Annotated in this window: 20 protein-coding genes; 16 read left to right on the top strand and 4 right to left on the bottom strand. The window is 39.1% G+C overall.

Going from position 1 to position 20,808, the window contains the following annotated elements; all coding sequences use genetic code 11:
- Positions 1-43: 43 nt before the first annotated feature.
- The 14 genes from mutM (at position 44) to clpB (ending at position 14,025) form a co-directional block, all read left to right on the top strand.
- Positions 44-880 (top strand): DNA-formamidopyrimidine glycosylase, encoded by an 837-nt coding sequence (mutM, locus tag ACIFUW_RS07550; protein ID WP_002288323.1) that lies wholly within the window; start codon positions 44-46, stop codon positions 878-880.
- The gene (coaE, locus tag ACIFUW_RS07545) at positions 844-1,473 is read left to right on the top strand and encodes a dephospho-CoA kinase (RefSeq protein WP_002340385.1); all 630 of its coding nucleotides are present in this window, start codon (positions 844-846) and stop codon (positions 1,471-1,473) included. Before mutM ends, coaE begins: the two co-directional genes overlap by 37 nt.
- A gap of 51 nt (positions 1,474-1,524) precedes the next feature.
- Positions 1,525-1,857, top strand: coding sequence for a hypothetical protein (locus tag ACIFUW_RS07540; protein WP_002288325.1), 333 nt, complete (start codon positions 1,525-1,527; stop codon positions 1,855-1,857).
- A 311-nt stretch (positions 1,858-2,168) separates the two neighbouring features.
- Entirely contained in the window at positions 2,169-2,660 is a 492-nt protein-coding gene (nrdR, locus tag ACIFUW_RS07535; RefSeq protein WP_002288327.1) for a transcriptional regulator NrdR, read from the top strand.
- Positions 2,661-2,682: 22 nt separating this feature from the next.
- Positions 2,683-4,056 (top strand): replication initiation and membrane attachment family protein, encoded by a 1,374-nt coding sequence (locus tag ACIFUW_RS07530; RefSeq protein WP_002288329.1) that lies wholly within the window; start codon positions 2,683-2,685, stop codon positions 4,054-4,056.
- A complete protein-coding gene (dnaI, locus tag ACIFUW_RS07525; RefSeq protein WP_002288331.1) occupies positions 4,056-4,982 on the top strand; it encodes a primosomal protein DnaI in 927 nt (308 codons plus the stop codon). The genes ACIFUW_RS07530 and dnaI overlap by 1 nt, the downstream gene beginning before the upstream one ends.
- 128 nt (positions 4,983-5,110) lie before the next feature.
- Positions 5,111-5,551 (top strand): lipoprotein, encoded by a 441-nt coding sequence (locus ACIFUW_RS07520; protein WP_002288333.1) that lies wholly within the window; start codon positions 5,111-5,113, stop codon positions 5,549-5,551.
- Between the two features lie 143 nt (positions 5,552-5,694).
- Positions 5,695-6,396 (top strand): tRNA (adenine(22)-N(1))-methyltransferase, encoded by a 702-nt coding sequence (locus ACIFUW_RS07515; protein ID WP_002288335.1) that lies wholly within the window; start codon positions 5,695-5,697, stop codon positions 6,394-6,396.
- Complete coding sequence (locus tag ACIFUW_RS07510) at positions 6,393-7,514, top strand: Nif3-like dinuclear metal center hexameric protein (protein WP_002288338.1); 1,122 nt, start codon at positions 6,393-6,395, stop codon at positions 7,512-7,514. Before ACIFUW_RS07515 ends, ACIFUW_RS07510 begins: the two co-directional genes overlap by 4 nt.
- A 14-nt stretch (positions 7,515-7,528) precedes the next feature.
- Positions 7,529-8,761 (top strand): peptidase T, encoded by a 1,233-nt coding sequence (pepT, locus tag ACIFUW_RS07505; RefSeq protein ID WP_002288340.1) that lies wholly within the window; start codon positions 7,529-7,531, stop codon positions 8,759-8,761.
- A 131-nt stretch (positions 8,762-8,892) separates the two neighbouring features.
- Positions 8,893-9,801 carry a diacylglycerol/lipid kinase family protein gene (locus ACIFUW_RS07500; protein WP_002288343.1) on the top strand — a complete coding sequence of 303 codons (909 nt, stop codon included), beginning with the start codon at positions 8,893-8,895 and terminating at the stop codon, positions 9,799-9,801.
- A gap of 34 nt (positions 9,802-9,835) precedes the next feature.
- A complete protein-coding gene (locus ACIFUW_RS07495) occupies positions 9,836-10,108 on the top strand; it encodes a DUF1294 domain-containing protein (RefSeq protein ID WP_002288344.1) in 273 nt (90 codons plus the stop codon).
- A 10-nt stretch (positions 10,109-10,118) separates the two neighbouring features.
- On the top strand, positions 10,119-11,165 hold the full coding sequence (locus tag ACIFUW_RS07490; RefSeq protein ID WP_002288347.1) for a lysylphosphatidylglycerol synthase transmembrane domain-containing protein: 1,047 nt from the start codon (positions 10,119-10,121) through the stop codon (positions 11,163-11,165).
- Between the two features lie 250 nt (positions 11,166-11,415).
- Positions 11,416-14,025 carry an ATP-dependent chaperone ClpB gene (gene clpB / locus ACIFUW_RS07485; protein ID WP_002288348.1) on the top strand — a complete coding sequence of 870 codons (2,610 nt, stop codon included), beginning with the start codon at positions 11,416-11,418 and terminating at the stop codon, positions 14,023-14,025.
- A 150-nt stretch (positions 14,026-14,175) separates the two neighbouring features.
- Here the strand turns inward: clpB and ACIFUW_RS07480 are convergent, their stop codons facing one another.
- From ACIFUW_RS07480 to ACIFUW_RS07470, 3 genes are read right to left on the bottom strand one after another with little or no spacing between them, the layout of a single operon-like run.
- On the bottom strand, positions 14,176-14,862 hold the full coding sequence (locus tag ACIFUW_RS07480) for a hypothetical protein (RefSeq protein ID WP_002321495.1): 687 nt from the start codon (positions 14,860-14,862) through the stop codon (positions 14,176-14,178).
- A complete protein-coding gene (locus ACIFUW_RS07475) occupies positions 14,840-15,334 on the bottom strand; it encodes a nucleoside 2-deoxyribosyltransferase (RefSeq protein ID WP_002288352.1) in 495 nt (164 codons plus the stop codon). Before ACIFUW_RS07475 ends, ACIFUW_RS07480 begins: the two co-directional genes overlap by 23 nt.
- A gap of 19 nt (positions 15,335-15,353) precedes the next feature.
- Positions 15,354-16,574, bottom strand: coding sequence for a GNAT family N-acetyltransferase (locus tag ACIFUW_RS07470; RefSeq protein ID WP_002288353.1), 1,221 nt, complete (start codon positions 16,572-16,574; stop codon positions 15,354-15,356).
- A 146-nt stretch (positions 16,575-16,720) separates the two neighbouring features.
- Here ACIFUW_RS07470 and lepA point away from each other — a divergent pair, with 146 nt between their 5' ends.
- Positions 16,721-18,556, top strand: a complete 1,836-nt coding sequence (gene lepA / locus ACIFUW_RS07465) for a translation elongation factor 4 (RefSeq protein ID WP_002288355.1) — start codon at positions 16,721-16,723, stop codon at positions 18,554-18,556.
- Positions 18,557-18,649: 93 nt separating this feature from the next.
- Here lepA and ACIFUW_RS07460 read toward each other — a convergent pair whose 3' ends face one another.
- Positions 18,650-19,777: a tyrosine-type recombinase/integrase gene (locus ACIFUW_RS07460; RefSeq protein WP_002288357.1), complete on the bottom strand. Its 1,128-nt coding sequence runs from the start codon at positions 19,775-19,777 to the stop codon at positions 18,650-18,652.
- Between the two features lie 56 nt (positions 19,778-19,833).
- Between ACIFUW_RS07460 and ACIFUW_RS07455 the strand changes: the two genes are divergently transcribed.
- Positions 19,834-20,787 carry an IS30 family transposase gene (locus ACIFUW_RS07455; protein ID WP_000222572.1) on the top strand — a complete coding sequence of 318 codons (954 nt, stop codon included), beginning with the start codon at positions 19,834-19,836 and terminating at the stop codon, positions 20,785-20,787.
- Positions 20,788-20,808: the final 21 nt, after the last annotated feature.

Here is a 20,808-nt window from a genome sequence, read left to right as displayed (position 1 = left end):
CATTGTTTAAGACAGAGCAATATAATGAAGGTGAAAAGAAAAAATGCCAGAATTACCAGAAGTAGAAACCGTTCGTAAAGGATTGGAACGGTTAGTAGTAGGAAAAACGATTCAAAAAGTTCAGGTCTTGTGGCCCAAGATCATCGAGCAACCAGAGACACCCATCTTTGAGGCTTCTCTTGTTGGCGAAACCATCCAATCCATTGGACGTAGAGGGAAGTTTTTAATTTTTCATCTCGATCATTGTGAACTGATCTCACACTTGCGAATGGAAGGAAAATATCAATTTACGAAAGAAAATACACCAATCGATAAACATACGCATGTACTTTTCTTTTTTGAGGATGGAAGCCAACTTCGCTACAACGATGTACGAAAATTTGGTCGTATGACAATCGTCGAAAAAGGAGCAAGTGCAACTTACCGAGGAATCATGAAATTGGGACCTGAGCCTTTGCCAGATAGCTTCTTATTAGCAGATTTCGCAAATGGACTGAAAAAGTCCCACAAAGCAATCAAGCCATTGCTGCTAGACCAACGTCTAGTGACTGGTCTAGGTAATATTTATGTAGATGAAGCATTATGGGAAGCGAAGATCCATCCAGAACAACCGGCGAACACACTGCGCCCCAAAGAGGTAGAACAATTACGTCTATCGATCATTGATGTTTTGGATCGTGCAATAGAAGCCGGAGGTACCACGATTCGCAGTTATTTGAATGCATTAGGAGAATCAGGCGGATTTCAAGTAGCACTGCATGTCTATCAGCAAACTGGCAAACCATGTATACGTTGTGGAACGCCGATCGTGAAAACAAAAGTGGCACAAAGGGGGACGCACTATTGTCCGAATTGTCAAAGGCTAAAAATCGCAAAGTAGGATTTGTTTTAGGTTTGACGGGTGGAATAGCTACCGGTAAAAGTACGGCAGCCAAAGTCTTTCAGTCTCATGGATTTCCTTTGATCGATGGCGATGTGATTGCCAGAGAAACTGTTGAGCCTGGAACGCTTGCTCTGAGGAAAATTGTATCAGTGTTTGGCCAAGAGGTATTGCAGCCTGATGGGCAACTAGATCGAGGGAAACTTGGGATGATTGTTTTTCCATCAAAGGAAAAACGGCAAAAACTTGATCAGCTATTAGATCCGTTTATCCGAAAAGCGATAAAAGATCAAATCGCCTCTCTAAGTTCCAATCATCCTTTAGTAATTGTAGATATCCCATTGCTCTACGAAGGTCATTATGACCACTATATGGATGCAGTAGCTGTCGTTTATACTACGCCAGAAACTCAGCTTCAGCGTTTGATGAAACGTAATCAACTGACGCTAGAACAAGCGCAGCAGAGAATTAGTAGTCAACTTCCAATCGAAGAAAAAAAGCAGCGTGCGGATATTTTGTTCGACAACAATGGAACAAAAGAAATACTTGTGGGACAAATCGAAAATTGGCTTTTTGCTAATCGCTTTCTTTGAGTATCTGTGTCAATTTTGCTATCCTGAGTATATAGAAAGTGAGGGATAGCGATGGGATCATTAAAAAATCAAAAGGATAAAGTCGTAGGTAACGCAAAAGAAAAAATCGGCGAGATGCTCAATAAAGAAAATCTAATCGATGAAGGTCGTACGCAATCAGAAACAGCAGAAGAAAAAGAAAAGCAGTACCAAGCAAGAATCGATGAAATAGAAGACCAGCAGGCAGAAGAAGAAGCGAAGCGGCAAGATTTGACTCAAGAACGAAAAAATCCGACACCTGATCGTAGTAAAACACCGCTCCCAGAAAGTGACCACATTCCCGATGAGCAAAAAATCGAGGAACAGCGAATGAAACACTATACAGGAATCGAAGAGAAGTTATAAAATAGTAAAAAATCGAGATGTGACTTGAAGCAGATGAGAAGGTGTTCATCTGCTTCAAGTTTTTTGTGCTAGATGACTAAATCAGCTTTTGTGTAAGTTATTTCTCAGTAATCAAGGTGATCAGTATTGGAAAATTGAAATTTAGTAAGGACAGGGGACACAATTACGCATGAAAGTAGAAAAAATTGTTCTTATATCCGTGTTTTTTGGGTAGGACAGTCGCGTTTGTGATTTGTTTCGTGTTATAATACAACTAGTTGTAAAGAAAGACACATCCTTTATATAAAATGCGATGCAAGAGGTGAGACAAAATGAGATGTCCCAGATGTCAACATAATAATTCACGAGTAATCGACAGCCGTCAAGCAGATGATGGACGTGCGATCCGTCGCCGTCGCGAATGTGAGAATTGTTCGTTCCGATTCACTACATTTGAACGAATTGAAGCTGCTCCGTTATTAGTAATCAAGAAAAACGGGGAACGCGAAGAGTTCAATCGCGATAAAATTTTAAGAGGACTCATCCGTTCAGCAGAAAAAAGACCTGTAGCTATGGAACAAATGGAACAAATCGTCAACCATGTCGAAAACCGCGTACGCAGTCTCGGAGAAAACGAAGTATCGACGAATCTAATTGGTGAATATGTGATGGAAGATTTAGTTGATTTAGACGAAATCGCTTATATTCGTTTTGCAAGTGTTTATCGCCAGTTCAAAGATATGTCTGTTTTCTTAAAAGAGTTGCAAGATATCGTGGATAAAGCAAAAGAAAATAATAAAGAGAATAATAAAGAAAACAATTAAGAAACAAAAAGGAGGCATTTCCTTGGAAAATGCTTGGAAAGAGCTTCAACCAAAAAATATTTACCAAGGAAGAAAAGCGGCTCCGCTGAGAGAAGACAGCAAGAACGCCTTGCTGTATCTTTATCAGCCACTAATCGGCGGAGAAGCCTTGAGTATCTATTTCACCCTGTTATCAGAAATCTCTCAAGAATCTGGCAAAGGTCCTGAAGGGATGCATGCAGATCTGCTTAGTAGTCTAGGCTGCGGTATCCCGCAATTTTATGATGCAAGAAAAAAGCTAGAAGGAATCGGCTTACTGGATGTTTATTTTAAAGAAGATAGTGATCTGGGACCTCGTTTTATTTATGAGCTGTTAGAACCACTCATTCCTAAAGCATTTTTCAAAGACTCTGTTCTGGCTTTTCTTCTTCTGGAAAAAGTTGGTGAACGACGATTCCAGAAGCTTACCCAATTCTTTGAACCTAAAAGGCATACAGCAGAGGGATATCAAAAAATCACAAAAAAATTTTTAGATGTTTATCGCTTCAATGAAGCAGTGTACGCTGCTAATCAAGAAAACATCGAATCGCTGAATAAATCTTTTGAAGAATCTGAATCAGTAGCATTACTTGAAGCAGATTCGACATTCGATTGGCAGTTTTTGAATGATTGGCTGGCAAAAAAACATATTGCAAGTCTTGATGATCCAATCATCAAACAAGTCGACATGTATCATCAGCTTTACGGTTTCGATGAATTGACACTTGGCGAACTGATCAGTCAATCTTATGACTTTAGTGAACAAAAAGTATCTGAAAAAGAACTGCAAAAAGCCATTTTGGCAATGCAGAGACGTCCGGTGAAGCAAACAAAAGAAACAGTTGCGGTTTCTGAAAACAGTAATGAACCCTCGTCAAACGAACATTTGACAAACGCAGCGCTTCAGCTGATAAAAGAAGCACAGAGCATTCCACCGATGAAATATCTGGAAGCAATCAAGTCAGAAAAAGGCGGATATGTTTCTAAACAAGAAAACTGGTTACTGCAAGATCTTGTTTCTCAATCAGGTCTTTCCAGTAGCGTGATCAATGTTTTGCTGAATTATGTACTAGTGATCAAGAATAATGCTAGCTTAAATGCCAGTTATGTAAATACAGTGGCAAATGAATGGGCACAAAAGAAAATCGCCACAGCAGAAGAAGCGATCCAGCACATTCGGCAAATAAGTAATCAAGCAAAACAATCAAAACAAAAGAAGCAAACAAATTATCAAACTGGCAAGCGAAATGTTCGACGGGAAAAGCTTCCTGATTGGGTCAACCAGCCAAAAGATGAAAAACAGATCAGCAGCGAGAAAAAAGCAGAGATTGACCGCCGTTTTAAAGAATACCTGGCAAAAAAGGAGGGTGATATCTAGTGGAAGACGTAGGCAAAGAATTGAAGAGGATCATCAGCAAACGCAATTATCAAGAAAAGTATGCTGAAATGATCGCTGAAGTCTTAAATGATGCGGATGTTCAAGCTTTTCTAAGCGCACACCAAGAAGAATTGACACAAGCGGATATTGAAAAAAGTTACGCTAAATTGTATGAATTCGTGCAAGAAAAGCGTAAATATCAAAAAAACGATCCAACGATGATCGCTCCCGGCTATGAGCCGAAGCTGACGTTGAATTTTCATTATGTGGATGTCACTTATGTACCAACGGAAGCATTGTTAGCACGGCAAAGACAAGAAGAAATCAGAAGCCGAGTAAAAGCAATGGATATGCCAAAAGATATTCAATCGGCTTCTTTTGAAAACTTTGAACGTACAGATGGACGAGGATATGCGAGCTTAGAAGCCCTAGATTTTGTAGAGAAATATACTGCTGATCCAAAAGGGTATCATAAAGGACTGTATCTAGTAGGAAGTTTTGGTATTGGAAAAACATATTTATTAGGAGCAACAGCGAGAGAATTAGCGATTGCTGGATTCACCACGACGCTAGTCCATTTTCCGACATTTGCCGTTGAGATGAAACAGGCAATCGGAAAAGATCAAGTGGCAGAAAAGTTAGATGCAGTGAAACGTTCACCTATTTTGATGATCGATGACATTGGTGCAGATGCGATGAGTAGTTGGATACGAGACGAAGTATTCGGTGTTATCCTTCAATATCGGATGCAGGAACAGTTACCAACCTTCTTCTCATCGAATTTTACAATGGATGAATTGGAACAGCATTTGTCCGTCACTCAACGTGGAGATGAAGAGCCGCTAAAAGCGAAACGGATAATGGAACGCATACGTTATTTGACAAAAGAAATCGAAATGACTGGTCGCAACCGACGCAATGGTTGAACAGTTGACAAGTCCAACTGACATTTGACCTAGTAGTAAAAGCAGGTCAGCGAATCATTATATGGACAGAAATGACCGGAGACAATCACCGCAACAAGTAATGCAGAAACTTAAACGGAGGATTTTTTATGAGGGCTATTTTTTCTAGTATATCTGTAGTTGGTCTATTTTTTCTTTTAGCAGGCTGCGGTAGCGCAGATAGCAACACAGGTTCTGTTGATTCGATTGATGCGGGTCAAACAGTAAAAACAAGCAGTACGAAAACGGAGAGACAAAGCATATTTGTCGGAACGATTGAAAGTATCACTCAAGTAGAAGCAGAAGAAGAAACGCTTCAGTTGAAACTCGTCGATGTCATGGCCAAAGAAGATCCAGCGAATATGGGAACGTCATTCAGCAATGACGGAGTGATCTTAAATGCTACTGCTGAAAAAATAAGCGTGGACATAAATGAATTGAAAATCGGTGACAAAGTCCAATTTACATTAGTTGAGATGCCGATCATGACGATGTCTATCCCACCGCAAGTTCCTGGAGATTCGATTATTGATGTTTCATTGAACAAATAACCAATAACATTTTTTCAAAAATAAGAAAATGTTGTTTTATAGAACGAAAAGGTATATTTTTTAAGGAGATATGGGAATTTTTTTATTCCTAGTCTCCTTATTTTATTTGGAAAATGCTATAATTATCTAGAAGGAGTGAAGCTATGAACCATTTAGATTTATCTCAGCGCTTAGCCGCAGTGGGTGACTTTGTCCCTGAATCCGCTCGTTTAGCAGACATTGGATCAGATCACGCTTACTTACCCGTTGCATTGATATTAAGAGGAAAAATCGAATATGCAGTTGCTGGTGAAGTCGTTCAAGGTCCTTATGAATCAGCACGTAAGCAAGTCAAAAAAGATGGATTAGAAGACCGTATCACCGTACGCCTTGCAAATGGTCTAGATGCTATCCAGCCACAAGATGGTATTACAGCTGTCACGATTGCGGGTATGGGAGGTTCACTGATCCGAGATATCCTAGAAGCTGGCAAGTTGAATCAACGCTTAAGCGGACAAGAACGTTTGATCCTTCAGCCAAACATCGGAGAGCGTACATTACGATCTTGGCTGCAAGAAAATCAGTATAAAATCCAATCAGAAAAAATACTTGAAGAAAATAAAAAAATATATGAAATCATTGTAGCCGAAAAAGAACAAAAACCAGTTACTTACAATGAAATGGAGCTGATGTTCGGGCCATTTCTGCTTGAAGAGAAAAGTGAGATCTTCAAATCAAAATGGACAAGAGAGCTTCAACAAAGAAAAGCTATCCGTGAACAGCTCAAACAAGCAGCTAATCAAGAGGCACGTCAAAAACAAATCGAGCAGGAAATCCAAATGATTGAGGAGGTTTTAAAGCCATGACAATCAGCGGACGCACTTTCATCCAAAAGTTTGAAAGCTATTGTCCTCAGTGGCTAGCTGAAGAAGGAGACCCAGTCGGACTGCATATCGGAACATTGGATAAGCCAATCCAACGAGTAATGATGACATTAGACGTTCGTCCAGAAGTGGTCGAAGAAGCAATCAAGAAAAAAATCGATTTGCTGATTGCTAAACATCCTCCAATCTTTCGTCCTGTAAAACGGCTGGTTACTGATCAGCCACAAGAAAAAATGTATGCAGATTTGTTGAAACATGATATTGCCGTCTATGCAGCACACACGAACATGGATATTATTTGGGATGGACTGAATGACTGGTTTTGTGAACTTCTCGGTATTGAAGTGGAGAGTTATTTAGTAAAGACTCATGAGATTCATTATAAAAAACTGGCCGTTTATGTACCTGTGGATCATGCACAGAAAATGCGTGAAGTATTAGCTGCAGCTGGTGCTGGTACACAAGGTGATTATACCGGTACAAGTTTTACCTCGATTGGACACGGTCGATTTACTCCGGAAGCTGGTGCACAACCAGCGATTGGGAAAGTAGGGAAGACAGAACAAGTTCAAGAGGCAAAAGTTGAGGTTATTTTGCCGGAAACTATCGAAAAACAAGTGATTCAAGCCATGCGGTCAGCTCATCCTTATGAGGAACCTGCTTATGATCTTTTCGCTATAGATGAACCAGTCGAAATGTTTGGGTTAGGACGAGTAGGTGAATTGCCGCAAGAAATTTCTATAGAGGCATTTGTAGAACAAGTAAAAGAAGCGTTCCAACTAGATGGACTGAGAATAGTCCAGCCAAAAAATGCAAAATCCTCTGTGAAGCGCATTGCGATTTGCGGTGGAAGCGGTGAAAAATTTTATCCGCAAGCAATCGCCCAAAGAGCAGATGTCTATATCACGGGAGATATCTATTATCATACGGCTCATGATATGCAAAGCGCTGGGTTGATTGCAATTGATCCCGGTCATTATATTGAATCGTTATGCAAGCAACGATTTATCGAGAAATTTGAATCTTGGAAACAAGAAGAAAATTGGGATATTAACTTTTTCGTTTCTGAAACAAATACAAACCCATTTCAATTTAATTAAAAGGAGAGAATACTATGTACGAAAATCTTTTGCCACGTTTTTTACGATATGTCAAAACAGAAACACGCTCCGATGCAACAAGCAAAACGACTCCATCGACTCAGACACAAGTTGCTTTTGCGCAAGAATTGAAAAAAGAATTAGAAGAGTTAGGCTTAGCTGATGTTTTCTATAATGAAGATAACGGATTCGTTATGGGAACATTACCAAGCAATGTTGATCATGAAGTGCGTTCCATTGGATTTATTTCCCACATGGATACAGCAGATTTTAATGCAGTAGGAGTCAATCCACAAATCATTGAAAACTATGATGGCGAGTCTACGATCGTACTAGATGCGGAAGAACGCTATACATTGAATACAAAAGATTTTCCAAATTTGAAAAATTATGAAGGCCACACATTGATCACAACAGATGGCAGTACATTACTGGGAGCAGATGACAAATCAGGGATTGCGGAAATCATGACTGCAATGGAGATCTTGATCAATAATCCTTCTATCCCTCACGGTACCATCAAAGTGGCTTTTGGTCCTGATGAAGAAATCGGTGTCGGAGCGGATAAATTCGATGTTGAGCAATTCGATGTAGATTTTGCTTATACAGTCGATGGTGGTCCTTTAGGTGAGTTGCAGTATGAAACGTTTAGTGCTGCTCAAGCAAATATTACGATCCAAGGGAAAAATGTACATCCAGGGACGGCAAAAGATACAATGATCAATGCTCTACAGTTAGCAATCGATTTTCATAATCAGCTTCCAGCCGATGAAGTTCCAGAAAAAACGGAAGGATACGAAGGTTTCTTCCATTTGATGGCATTGGATGGGAATCCTGAAGAAGCTTCTATGAGTTATATCATTCGCGATCATGATCGTGAAAAATTCGAAGCACGCAAAGCACAAATCACACATATCCAAGAAGAGTTGAATCAGCGATTTGATCAAGAACGAATCAAAGTAGATATGTATGATCAATATTACAACATGAAAGAAATCATTGAAAAAGATATGAGCATCGTGGAATTAGCGAAACAAGCAATGATCGAGCTTGGTATCTCTCCAGTGATCGAACCAGTTCGTGGAGGAACAGATGGTTCAAAAATCTCTTACATGGGTATTCCGACGCCAAATCTATTTGCCGGAGGAGAAAATATGCACGGACGATTCGAATTTGTTTCTTTACAAGTAATGGAAAAAGCAACAGACGTGATTGTAAAAATTGCAGAATTGAACACAAAGAGTTAAAATCGAAAAAGAACAGCTTATGACAAGGCGTTCGTCCCAATGATGGAATGTCATCTGTCTAAGGCTAAAGGGCAGGACAATGGAATTGGTTGTCCCGCCCTCTTTTTTGAAGAGTAAATAGGAGGTAAAGAATGGAAAAGCTGCTAGTTTTTTATAACAAAAGTTCAGGGAAAGATGAGGGTGAGAAATTAGCACGCTGGTTTCAAGATTATGTAAAAGAAAAGCAGCCAGAATTATATGTAGAACTAGCTGAAACTGGCCCATCGATTGATGATGCGGAATTAGTCAAGAAAGCAGAAGCCATAGAAGCTGATACTTTAGTAATTATAGGTGGAGACGGCACGATTCATCATATCGTCCAAGCGTTCCAAAAAACATTATCTCAATACCATGTCGGATTACTTCCAGGTGGAACTGTCAACAACCTTGCACGTGTTCTTGAGATTCCCCTCAAAAAAGAAGAAGCTGCTGACGTGATCCTGGAAGGCAATGTACGGAAAATAGACTATGGTCAAGTCAATGATGAAGTCATTATCTCTACACTGACAATCGGAATCTTAGCAGATACAGCAGTTTGGATCAGTCAAGAAGAAAAACAGCGTTACGGCTCGTGGATCTTTATCAAGAAGTTTTTTAAGTTATTGCTGAAGAAGAAAAAATATCATTTGGATTTAGAAACAGACGAGGAGCATTGGAAAGGAAAATCCCAACTGTTGACAGTCACGATGTCTAACTCCGTGGGCGGTTTTACAAATTTTGACGACTCAGCGACCCTAGATGATGGAAAATTTCATGTAACGATCGTACCTTCCTTAGATATTTTCCGATTTATTTTTTATTTGCCTAGAATCATGAGAGGCAAATTCTATACGATCCCCGGCATTACTTATTTCACAGCCAAACGCATGAAAATCCAAGCGCAGGAAAAATCTGTGGGCACTCGAACGGATGGAGACACGACAGATGATCTTCCAGTTGAATTATCTGTTGTATCAAAAGGATTAACAGTTTATTCACCAAAGAAAGAAGAAAAAGCTTAGAAATAGTAGTTAACAGAAAGTTGGAAGAAGAGTAATGGATGTATTGTTACACAATCCTTTGTGGTTTTACCTTTTCATTGTGAATTTTTACTTATTTTGTCTGATGGGGTATGATAAACATCAGGCTAGAACTAGCGGCTGGCGTGTTCCTGAGAATAATTTGATATTTGTCAGCCTGTTAGGCGGTGGTTTGGGAGGATTGATCTCTCGAAAAGTTTTCCATCATAAAACTCGGAAAAAGAAGTTTACTATAGGATTCGCTGCAGGTGTACTTGTTGATTTGATTCTCATTTATTTTTTCCATTAAGGAGCAGGAGATGTCGTCTAAAGGAACGAAAACTAAAATCATTCTGAATCTGCTTTTGCTGATTGTGATTTTTGCCATTATTTATTATTTAATCAATCAATCATTTGCAGATATCTTTGCCGAATTGCTGTCTACCAGTGTTGTTGTTTTGGCAGCGGCTGTTATATTAGGGACAGTTTACCAAATCGCTGAAGGGCGCTCAATCAAAGAAATTGCTGAACCTTTCGCGCCGAATTTTACAACGAAAGATGGGTTCTTGACCTCTAGCTATATTGCGTTTTACCGAATCGTTTCGTTTGGTACAGGAACGCTGATCTCGGAGATTTATTTTTATAACAAAAAAGGAATGAAGCTATCCCAGGGAGCAGGGGTGACAGCACTCCATATGATTATGTACAAACTGGCAGTGATCACTTATGCATTAGCTGGCTTGGTCATCCAATTCTCTCTTTTTTATTCTAATGGTCCATCAATGATCTGGTTTATCATCGCTGGTATCCTTTTGACGATCGTGATTGTTGCCTTTTTATTGGCGATGTCCGTCAGCTTGAATGTTCAAATATTTTTTGTCAGCTTATCGAATAAGTTATTTAAAAGTGAGCGTTTGCGGAAATGGGTGGATACATGCAATCAGCAGATCTACTCTTTAAGGGAAACGGTCCAAACCATTATCCAAGACAGGACTGCGCTATTGCGGATTTATCTATGGAATATGTTAAAACTTGTATTTTGGTATGTACTTCCTTATTTGATTCTGATTGAAAACCATCCTAAAATAGATTTTCTACTGACCATTTCGTTTATCAGCTTTGCAGTAGTGCTTTCAGGGGTTATTCCTACGCCTGCTGGTATTGGTTCCTTTGAATTTGTCTATTTGTTATTATTCAGACCAGTTGTTGGAACAGTTGACGCAGTTTCTTCGCTTTTACTGTATCGTTTCAGTTCCTTTATCTTGCCATTTCTCTATGGATTTGTGTATGTGATTGCTGAACGGCGAAGAGTGATCAAAGAAGAAATAATAGAAGTAAAAAAAGAGAATAAAGAAAATCAAGGGTAGGTCTTTTATAAGATCTACCCTTTTTATCAAATCAAAGAAAAACGTTATGGATAAGATAATTTTACGTTTGTTTGGCTCTTTTTTTATATACATACAATCAATTTTGTTTTTTTAAGATTTATATAAGTCGAGAAAAAAAGTCAAAAAACTATGTGTATATTTTGACCAAAATTGACCAAAGCGATATAATAGTTTTTGTAAAGATCAAAGAAATAAGTGATCTTACCTTTAATTAGGAGGGTATACCTGTATGAATATTGAGAAAATGACTACGACGCTTCAAGAAGCGATTGCTGAAGCTCAACAGATTGCGGTCACTCGAAAACATCAAGATATCGACATTGCCCATGTATGGAAAATCTTTTTACAATCTAATCATTTTGGTCGAAATTTCTATACGGATGCCGGATTGGATGTCGAATCTTTTGAACATGAAATTGATCGTCTACTGGATGAGTATCCAGTTGTTTCTGGTGGAAACGTCCAATATGGACAAAACCTCAGCCAGAATTTCTTTCGATTATTGAATGAAGCAGACCAAATACGTGAAAGCTTCGGCGACGAGTTTCTTTCAACGGAAGTCGTTATTTTAGCGTTGATGAAATTAAAAAATTATCCGTTAACTGTTTATTTGAATAAAAACGGATTATCTGAAAAAGAATTGCGTAAAAACATCGAAGAGATGAGAGGAGGAGAAAGAGTGACCTCACAAAACCAAGAAGAACAATACAAAGCATTAGAAAAATACGGCGTTGATTTAGTACAGCAAGTCAAAAGCGGAAAAATGGATCCAATCATCGGTCGTGATGAAGAAATCCGTGATGTCATCCGTATTCTTTCACGAAAAACAAAAAATAATCCTGTTCTGATAGGAGAACCCGGTGTAGGGAAAACGGCAATCGTTGAAGGGCTTGCTCAACGTATCGTACGCAAAGATGTGCCTGAAAATTTAAAAGATAAAACGATTTTTTCATTAGATATGGGTGCATTGATCGCTGGAGCAAAATTCCGTGGTGAATTTGAAGAAAGACTAAAAGCAGTCTTGAAAGAAGTCAAAAAAAGTGATGGACGTATCCTCTTGTTCATCGATGAAATCCACAATATCGTAGGGGCAGGAAAAACAGAAGGAAGTATGGATGCCGGAAATCTGTTGAAACCAATGCTTGCTCGCGGTGAATTACATTTGATCGGTGCCACAACTTTAGATGAGTACCGTCAATATATGGAAAAAGACAAAGCGTTGGAACGTCGCTTTCAAAAGGTATTAGTCAAAGAACCAACAGTGGAAGATACGATCAGTATTCTGCGTGGATTAAAAGAACGTTTTGAGATCCACCATGGTGTTAACATCCATGACAACGCATTAGTAGCAGCAGCTACTTTATCTGACCGTTATATTACTGATCGGTTCTTACCGGACAAAGCAATCGATTTGATCGATGAAGCCAGTGCAACGATTCGGGTAGAAATGAACTCTATGCCAACGGAATTAGATCAAGTTACTAGACGTTTGATGCAGTTGGAAATCGAAGAAGCTGCACTGAAAAAAGAATCAGATGATGCAAGTAAAAAACGCTTGAAAAATTTGCAAGAAGAATTAGCTGAACTTCGTGAAGAAGCAAATGCGATGAAGATGCAGTGGGAAACAGAAAAAGAAGAAGTCAATTCTGTTTCAGCAAAACGTGCTGAAATCGATAAAGCAAAACACGAATTAGAAGATGCAGAAAATAACTATGATTTAGAACGCGCTGCTGTATTGCGTCATGGTACGATACCTCAATTAGAAAAAGAATTGAAGGAATTAGAAGCTAAAGCAAAAGACAGCGAGATTAAGATGGTTCAAGAGTCCGTTACCGAAAATGAGATTGCTCAAGTCGTTGGCAGATTAACGGGTATCCCCGTAACGAAACTTGTAGAAGGTGAACGAGAAAAACTAATTAAATTGAATGAAACACTTCATAAACGAGTGATTGGTCAAGATGAAGCAGTTGATGCGGTCAGTGACGCGGTAATTCGTTCACGGGCTGGATTGCAAGACCCAAATCGTCCTCTAGGTTCTTTCCTTTTCCTAGGACCAACTGGTGTCGGAAAAACCGAATTAGCGAAAGCGTTAGCTGAGAACTTGTTTGACTCAGAAGATCATATGGTACGGATCGATATGAGTGAATATATGGAAAAACATGCTGTGTCTCGTCTAGTCGGAGCTCCTCCAGGCTATGTAGGTTACGAAGAAGGTGGTCAATTAACGGAAGCTGTCAGACGAAATCCTTATACAATCGTCTTGTTGGATGAAATCGAAAAAGCGCATCCCGATGTCTTCAATATCTTGTTACAAGTCCTAGATGACGGACGCTTGACTGATTCAAAAGGGCGAGTAGTAGATTTCAAAAATACGGTTCTGATCATGACCAGCAATATCGGTTCACAGTTACTGCTGGAAGGCGTGACTGCTGATGGAACGATTCCAGAAGCAGTGGCTGAACAAGTCAACACGCTATTACGTGGAAACTTCAAACCAGAATTCTTGAACCGAATCGACGACACGATTTTATTTACACCATTGAGCCTAGACAACGTGAAAGGAATCGTTGACAAAATGGTGGCGCAATTGGCACAACGTCTGGAACATCAAGAAATCCTGCTGACAATCAGTGATGAAGCCAAAACGTGGATTGCTGAAAATGCTTATGAACCAGCATATGGTGCAAGACCATTGAAACGATTTATCACTAAGGAAGTAGAAACACCACTAGCTAAAGAAATCGTTGCAGGACATGTTATGCCTAAATCAAAAGTAACGATTACTTTACTTGATGGACAACTTCATTTCAAAACAGAAGAGCTAGAAGAAATCGTCTAATCTTCCATTGAGACTATAAAAGAAAAAAGGGGTCTGACACAACTAGTGTCAGACCTCCTTTTTTCAAATAAACAGTGTTCCAGAAGTAGTTTCTTCGAAAAATAAGCCGAAATTTCTTGAAGCTGCCCGCTTCTGTCACAACCTCTTTTATTAGGTATTTTTCACTTTTTCTAATTTATAACTTTCAAAGTAACGCTCATCTTTTTTACTTTGAGACCATGCAAACAATCCCATTAAGGCAGCACCTATCGTATTTGTCAGCAAGTCGCCCATCGTATCCATCAATGCTGCTCGTCCGACAAACAGTGTGCCATCAGAAGCAGCAAAACGTTGAAGATTCATGCCTAAGAACTGGTCGCATAAGAATTCCCAGAACTCCCAAAACACGCCGCAAAGTCCAGCAAACGCAAAGCCGAATAAGAGGAACAACCAAGGACTGGTTTTTGATATCTCAGCATCTTTCATCAAGTAACCAATCAATCCATAGCCAAGAGCTGTCAGGACCATTGGACTCACCGCATGTAAGATTTTGTCCCAAAAAGAGATGATACTGATCAAATGCATCCCTGTGCCTAAAAAGACAGAGATGAACAAGAAAAACCAGTAAAACAAAACGATTGCTGCTGGTATTTTAAGTTTGAAAACTTTCAAAATGACTTGTGGCATGAAAATCAATGCAATCCCTAATAAAGATTCCACGATAAATGTGATTCCTTGAGAAGTCGAATATTTTTGTGTGATAAATTCATAAAAATTATAGCAGACAACGAATACACCAAAAGCAAGTAAAGCTATTTGCACCTTTTTGATTTCTTTAATCACTGAAAGTCCCTCCATCTAAAAATCTTTTTACTTCTGAAAGCAACTCAATTTCTGAAGAAACCACTTTTCCGTTCAATTTGATCAAACCTATTGTATATAAGTTCAGGTAGTGAAATTGATTTTCAGCTGTTTCTTGTAGTGCAGCGATTTTTTTCGGGTGGGTTCCGCCTTGCTGTCGAGTATCAGTATATAAGCCGATCACTGGGATGCCTTTCGCATAAGCCACACCGATTTCCGATGCTACCCCGGCATCGATCGTCAGCCCATCTAGTAAAGCAATCATTAAATCACTAGCCAACACTTTTTCTGTGTCAGCAAGAGCAATCATTCGACTGTCTGCATAAGCAGTTTTGTCATTGATTGCTTCATTTTCTTGAGGAAGATAGATCGAAAGCTCAGAAGAGAGCTCTCTGATTTCTTTAACTAACTGTTGGTTATATAACAAATCACTTTTAGCAAACATTGGTGCGGCAAAATAAATTTTCATCTAAACATCATCCTTTTTATCAAAAATAATCGCTAAAGTAAGCTTCCATGTTTGGAATGATACGCTCTAGTGACTTCAGTGTTTCTTCATCTGTTTCTAACCGTTCGATTCTTGCCAAATAAGAAGCACGGCGATAATTCATCATCAAGCAAGTCAATGTTTGGATATCCAGTCGAACGGATTTTCCTATAGGTTCATTTAAGACACGGACTTGTCCCTGTTCATCCCATGTTAAAGCGAAGACACCATTATTCCAAGGAGCGACAGGATCTTCAATGATGAAATGAAAAGCATCAGCTGTTCCAACAAACGGAAACCGTTGAAGGAATTCTTTTACATCAACGATCCGAGCCATAAAATATGGTTCGATCTGCTCTTTGATCTGACTATCTTCAATCAAAAATGCTAAAGGCTCATTTTTATAAATATCTCCATGTACCCAGTAGATCATGGAAAAATGTGCGGAAATAAAGTTCCATAAGCCATTTCGAGCTTCTTGATCAAGATAGAACATTTCTTTTACGTGAAATATTTCTTCAGCTACCCAGTAGAACAGAACACCTCTTGGTTCATGGTTGCTATCGTAGTAGACAGCGGCTGTGCGCTCATCTTCATTTTCGAAACGCCAATACTCTTCCCAATGAAAATCACTGCGGAATAAAGCACCATGGTTTTGTTGGGCAAATTTGTCATAAACGGAAAATACGTCTGGATGATCAACTGGTAATCGCTCAACCATACCACTTACTGGGATTTGTTTAGGTAGCTGTGTATCTCTGATTTTAAAGGAAAGTTTATCAGACATGATTTCCCATCCTTTACGCCGATAGTAGGGGATACTGTAAGGATACAAATAAGAGATCCATTGCTTATTCTTGCGCATATTATCCAATGCAACGATAATTAGATCTTGCATCAATCCATGGTTAGCATATTCTGGATAAGTTCCAACTCCAGTCACACCACCCATTTTATAACGTGCACCGTGAATATTGACTTCACAAGGATAGATAGCGATTTGAGAGATCAGTTTATTTTCGTGGAACCATCCGAACACTTTCGATACTTCCAAAATCGGTTTTTTGGAACGGATAAAAGCTCGTTTATTCTCAAACCCGCTTTCCTCGATGTCTGCTTCAGTCACTTGGAACACATAGGAAAGCAATTCATTGAATTGATCGATATGTTCTTGAGTGACCGGTTTTAATTCAAGATTTTCTCTAAAATCTTTTTGATCCATTTTTTCATCTCCATTTATTAGCTTGATAACAGTATAGCAAAATTCTACAAAAAAAACTTCTATAGCTGACTAATTAAAAACTCTTTAAATTACTGCTTTTCGTTGGTATAATGGAAAGTGCTGATTATATGAAAAGAGGAGACGCTATGGATATAAAGAAAATGAAAGAACGCCAAGAGCAGATTCGTAATTTTTCGATCATCGCTCATATCGACCATGGGAAATCTACATTGGCCGATCGTATTTTAGAAATGACGCACACTGTGACGTCTCGCGAAATGCAAGATCAGCTGTTAGACTCGATGGATTTGGAACGTGAACGTGGAATCACGATTAAATTAAATGCTGTAGAACTCAATTACACAGCGAAAAATGGAGAAACATATATCTTTCACTTGATTGACACCCCAGGGCACGTCGACTTCACCTATGAAGTCTCTCGAAGCCTTGCTGCCTGTGAGGGTGCCGTTTTAGTGGTCGATGCAGCACAAGGAATCGAAGCACAAACATTGGCCAATGTTTATTTAGCGTTAGACAATGATTTGGAGATCCTGCCAGTCATCAATAAAATCGACCTACCCGCAGCAGATCCCGAACGTGTCCGTCAAGAAATCGAAGACGTAATCGGAATCGATGCTAGTGAAGCTGTATTAGCCAGTGCCAAATCAGGGATTGGGATTGAAGATATTCTCGAGCAGATCGTGGAATATGTTCCTGCACCAAGTGGAGACTTAGATGCACCGCTAAAAGCTTTGATCTTTGACTCTATTTATGATAGTTACCGCGGTGTTGTTCTAAATGTCCGGATCACGGACGGTATGGTCAAACCCGGAGACAAAATCAAACTGATGAGTAATGGCAAAACATTTGATGTTACAGAGGTCGGGGTCTTCTCGCCAAAAGCAGTTGCTAGAGACTTTTTGATGGTCGGTGATGTCGGTTATATCACAGCAAGTATCAAAACTGTCCAAGATACACGAGTAGGGGATACAGTAACGTTAGCAGACAATCCTGCCGCTGAAGCTTTACCAGGTTACCGAAAAATGAATCCGATGGTTTATTGTGGTCTTTATCCAATTGATACTTCTCGTTACAACGATTTGCGGGAAGCTTTAGAAAAACTGCAATTGAATGATGCTGCTTTACAATTCGAACCAGAAACCTCTCAAGCATTAGGTTTTGGGTTCCGCTGTGGATTCCTCGGACTTCTTCATATGGATGTCGTCCAAGAACGCTTGGAACGGGAATTCAATCTAGAATTGATCACGACTGCACCATCCGTTATTTACCATGTTAATAAAACGGATGGTACGACTGCTACAGTAGATAACCCGGCAGATTTTCCTGAACCTGTAACGATTCAGGATGTAGAAGAACCATTCGTCAAAGCACAGATCATGGTCCCAAATGATTTTGTCGGTGCAGTAATGGAACTTTCTCAACGAAAACGGGGAGAATTCATTACGATGGATTATTTAGATGATTACCGAGTAAATGTCGTCTATAATATTCCGCTTTCTGAAATTGTCTTTGACTTTTTCGACAAATTGAAATCAAGCACGAAAGGCTATGCCTCATTGGATTATGAAATGTCTGGTTATCAAAAAAGCAAGTTAGTGAAGATGGACATCTTGCTGAATGGAGAAAAAGTCGATGCATTAAGCTTTATCGTTCACCGAGACTTTGCCTATGAACGTGGAAAAGCAATCGTTGAAAAACTGAAAAAACTAATCCCACGCCAACAATTTGAGGTGCCAATCCAAGCAGCTATTGGACAAAAAATCGTTGCCCGTTCAGACATCAAAGCCTTGCGTAAAAACGTCTTGGCTAAATGTTATGGTGGAGATGTTTCTCGTAAACGTAAACTCTTAGAGAAACAAAAAGAAGGGAAGAAGCGGATGAAACAAATCGGCTCCGTCGAAGTTCCGCAAGAAGCCTTCATGGCCGTTCTGAAAATGGACGAGGACGAACCGAAGAAATAGCAAGGGTTTGTTTGAAAACAGTGTAAAAAATAAACCATGTTTACATGGATTTGCCACCGGTTTGCCACCGGTGGTTTTTTTCGGTGGCAAAAATCAAGAATTCTTTCTAAGATTTTCCATGATATCGACCGTTTCATTTCTCATCTTATCTGTTACATGCGAGTAAGTATCCATCGTAATTGAAATTCTGCTGTGGCCCAATCGTTCAGAGATTTCTTTCATTTTTGCGCCATTTTCGAGAAGAAGTGTAGCATGAGTATGTCTGAGAGAATGGAAGTTAAAAGAGAGGGAGAGTGCATTCGATATCCTCCTAGTATTCCATTTCACTACACTTGGCGTAACTAGCTCACCGTCTTCCTTCGTACATACTGCATTTGAATCAATGTAGAGCTTTCCATACTTCATTCGATTTTCTAATTGTTGTTTCTTATGTTTTTTCAGAATTGCTAGCAAGGTTTGTCCAATAAAAATCGTTCGATTGGAACTGCTTGTCTTTGGCGTACCATATACCCATGCGCCGTCATTCTTTACCATTTGTTTCTCTACAGTAATTGTTCCATTTGAAAAATCGACATCATCCCACGTCAGACCACAAACTTCGCCAACGCGCATTCCCGTATAAAATCCAATATTCAAAGGAATATAGAAAGGATGTCCTTCAGGAGTAATTTCTAGCATATGATCAAAGTCCTCAAGAGAAATGATTTTTAGATCTTTTTTAGTCGTTGGTCGTGCTTCATATTTTGGTATTTTTACATACAGCATAGGATTTTGCTTGATTAATCCCCAAGGATAAACCGCCATATTCAGCGCATTCTTAAGGACAGAGTGAGTAATAGTCATTGTTTTCTTCGAGTAACCCTTTTTAAATTCAGCATTGATGAAATTTTGTAAAAGAGCAGGGGAGAGATCCGTAAGTTTTTTCTTTCCTAAATAACCGTTTATATGATTTTTGATGGTAAATCGGTAGTTTTCATAGGTATTGTATTTTAGATTTAGTTTAACGTATTCCTCCATCCAAAAATCAAGGTATTGTTTTACTCGAGTATCCGTACCTAAAAAGTATTGTCCTGTTTCGTCAATATCTGATAAAACTTTTCGTAAAGCAGCTTCGGCCTCTGGTCGGGTGTCTCCGCCAACTTTCTCCACTTTTTTTCTTGAGCCATCATCATTGATATCTTCGCCGTTTGTATAATTAAGCGAGACAAATAAAAAAGCCATTTATGTTACACTCCAATTGTAATACCCGCTAAAGCATACAAGGAGAGTGAACATAAATGACTTATACCCATCTTACACCAAACGAGCTTGTAATGATAGAAGCATATTTTCATCAAGAAACTCCGGTTGCTATCGTTGCGAAGCAGCTTAAACGTGGACGCCAAACAATTTACAATGTCTATAACTTTCTCAAATGTGGTGGAACAGCACTTGAATACTTTGAACAATACAAAGAAAATAAGCGACGTTGTGGGAGAACCGAAATCATTTTTCCTGCTGAGGAAAAAGAATACATTGAAAAAAGATCAACTGAAGGTTGGACCCCAGACGTCATTATTGGCCGTGCAGAGCGAACCTTCTCTTGTTCAGTAAGTACCCTCTATCGCCGGTTTAAGACGGGAGAATTCAATGTTTTACATTTACCGATGCAAGGAAAACGAAAACCAAATGGTTATAAGGAAAAACGTGGAAAACAGGCATTCAAAAGAAATATTTCTGAACGTAAAAAAGATTATGTCGTTTTCGAAGAAGAATTTGGACATTTAGAGGGTGATACGATTGTCGGCATCCACCATAAAAGTGCCGTCATCACACTCGTTGAGCGACTTTCAAAAGCCATTATCGCCTTGAAACCAGAAGGCCGTAAGGCAGTTGATATTGAAAATTCGATTAATGAATGGCTTCAATCCGTACCCAAAAATCTTTTCAAATCAATTACCTTTGATTGTGGAAAAGAATTCTCTAATTGGAAAAGTATTAGTAATACGAATGATATTGATATTTATTTCGCAGACCCAGGAACGCCTTCCCAACGGGGATTAAATGAACATTCAAACGGACTCCTCCGAAAAGATGGACTACCAAAAGAAATGGAATTCAACCAAGTCAATCAAGGATTCATCTCATCCGTTGCGTCCAAAAGAAACCATATCCCTAGAAAATCACTAAATTACCAAACACCATTAGAAGTTTTTTTGAGTTACGTAAATGGAAAGTTTTGTCTCGCTTAATTTGACAAATAATATATAATA

It is taken from the genome of Enterococcus sp. PLH-Efm8, from assembly GCF_053011625.1.
Note: the sequence above shows the minus strand (reverse complement) of the source record. Positions and strands in the feature narration are given on the sequence as shown.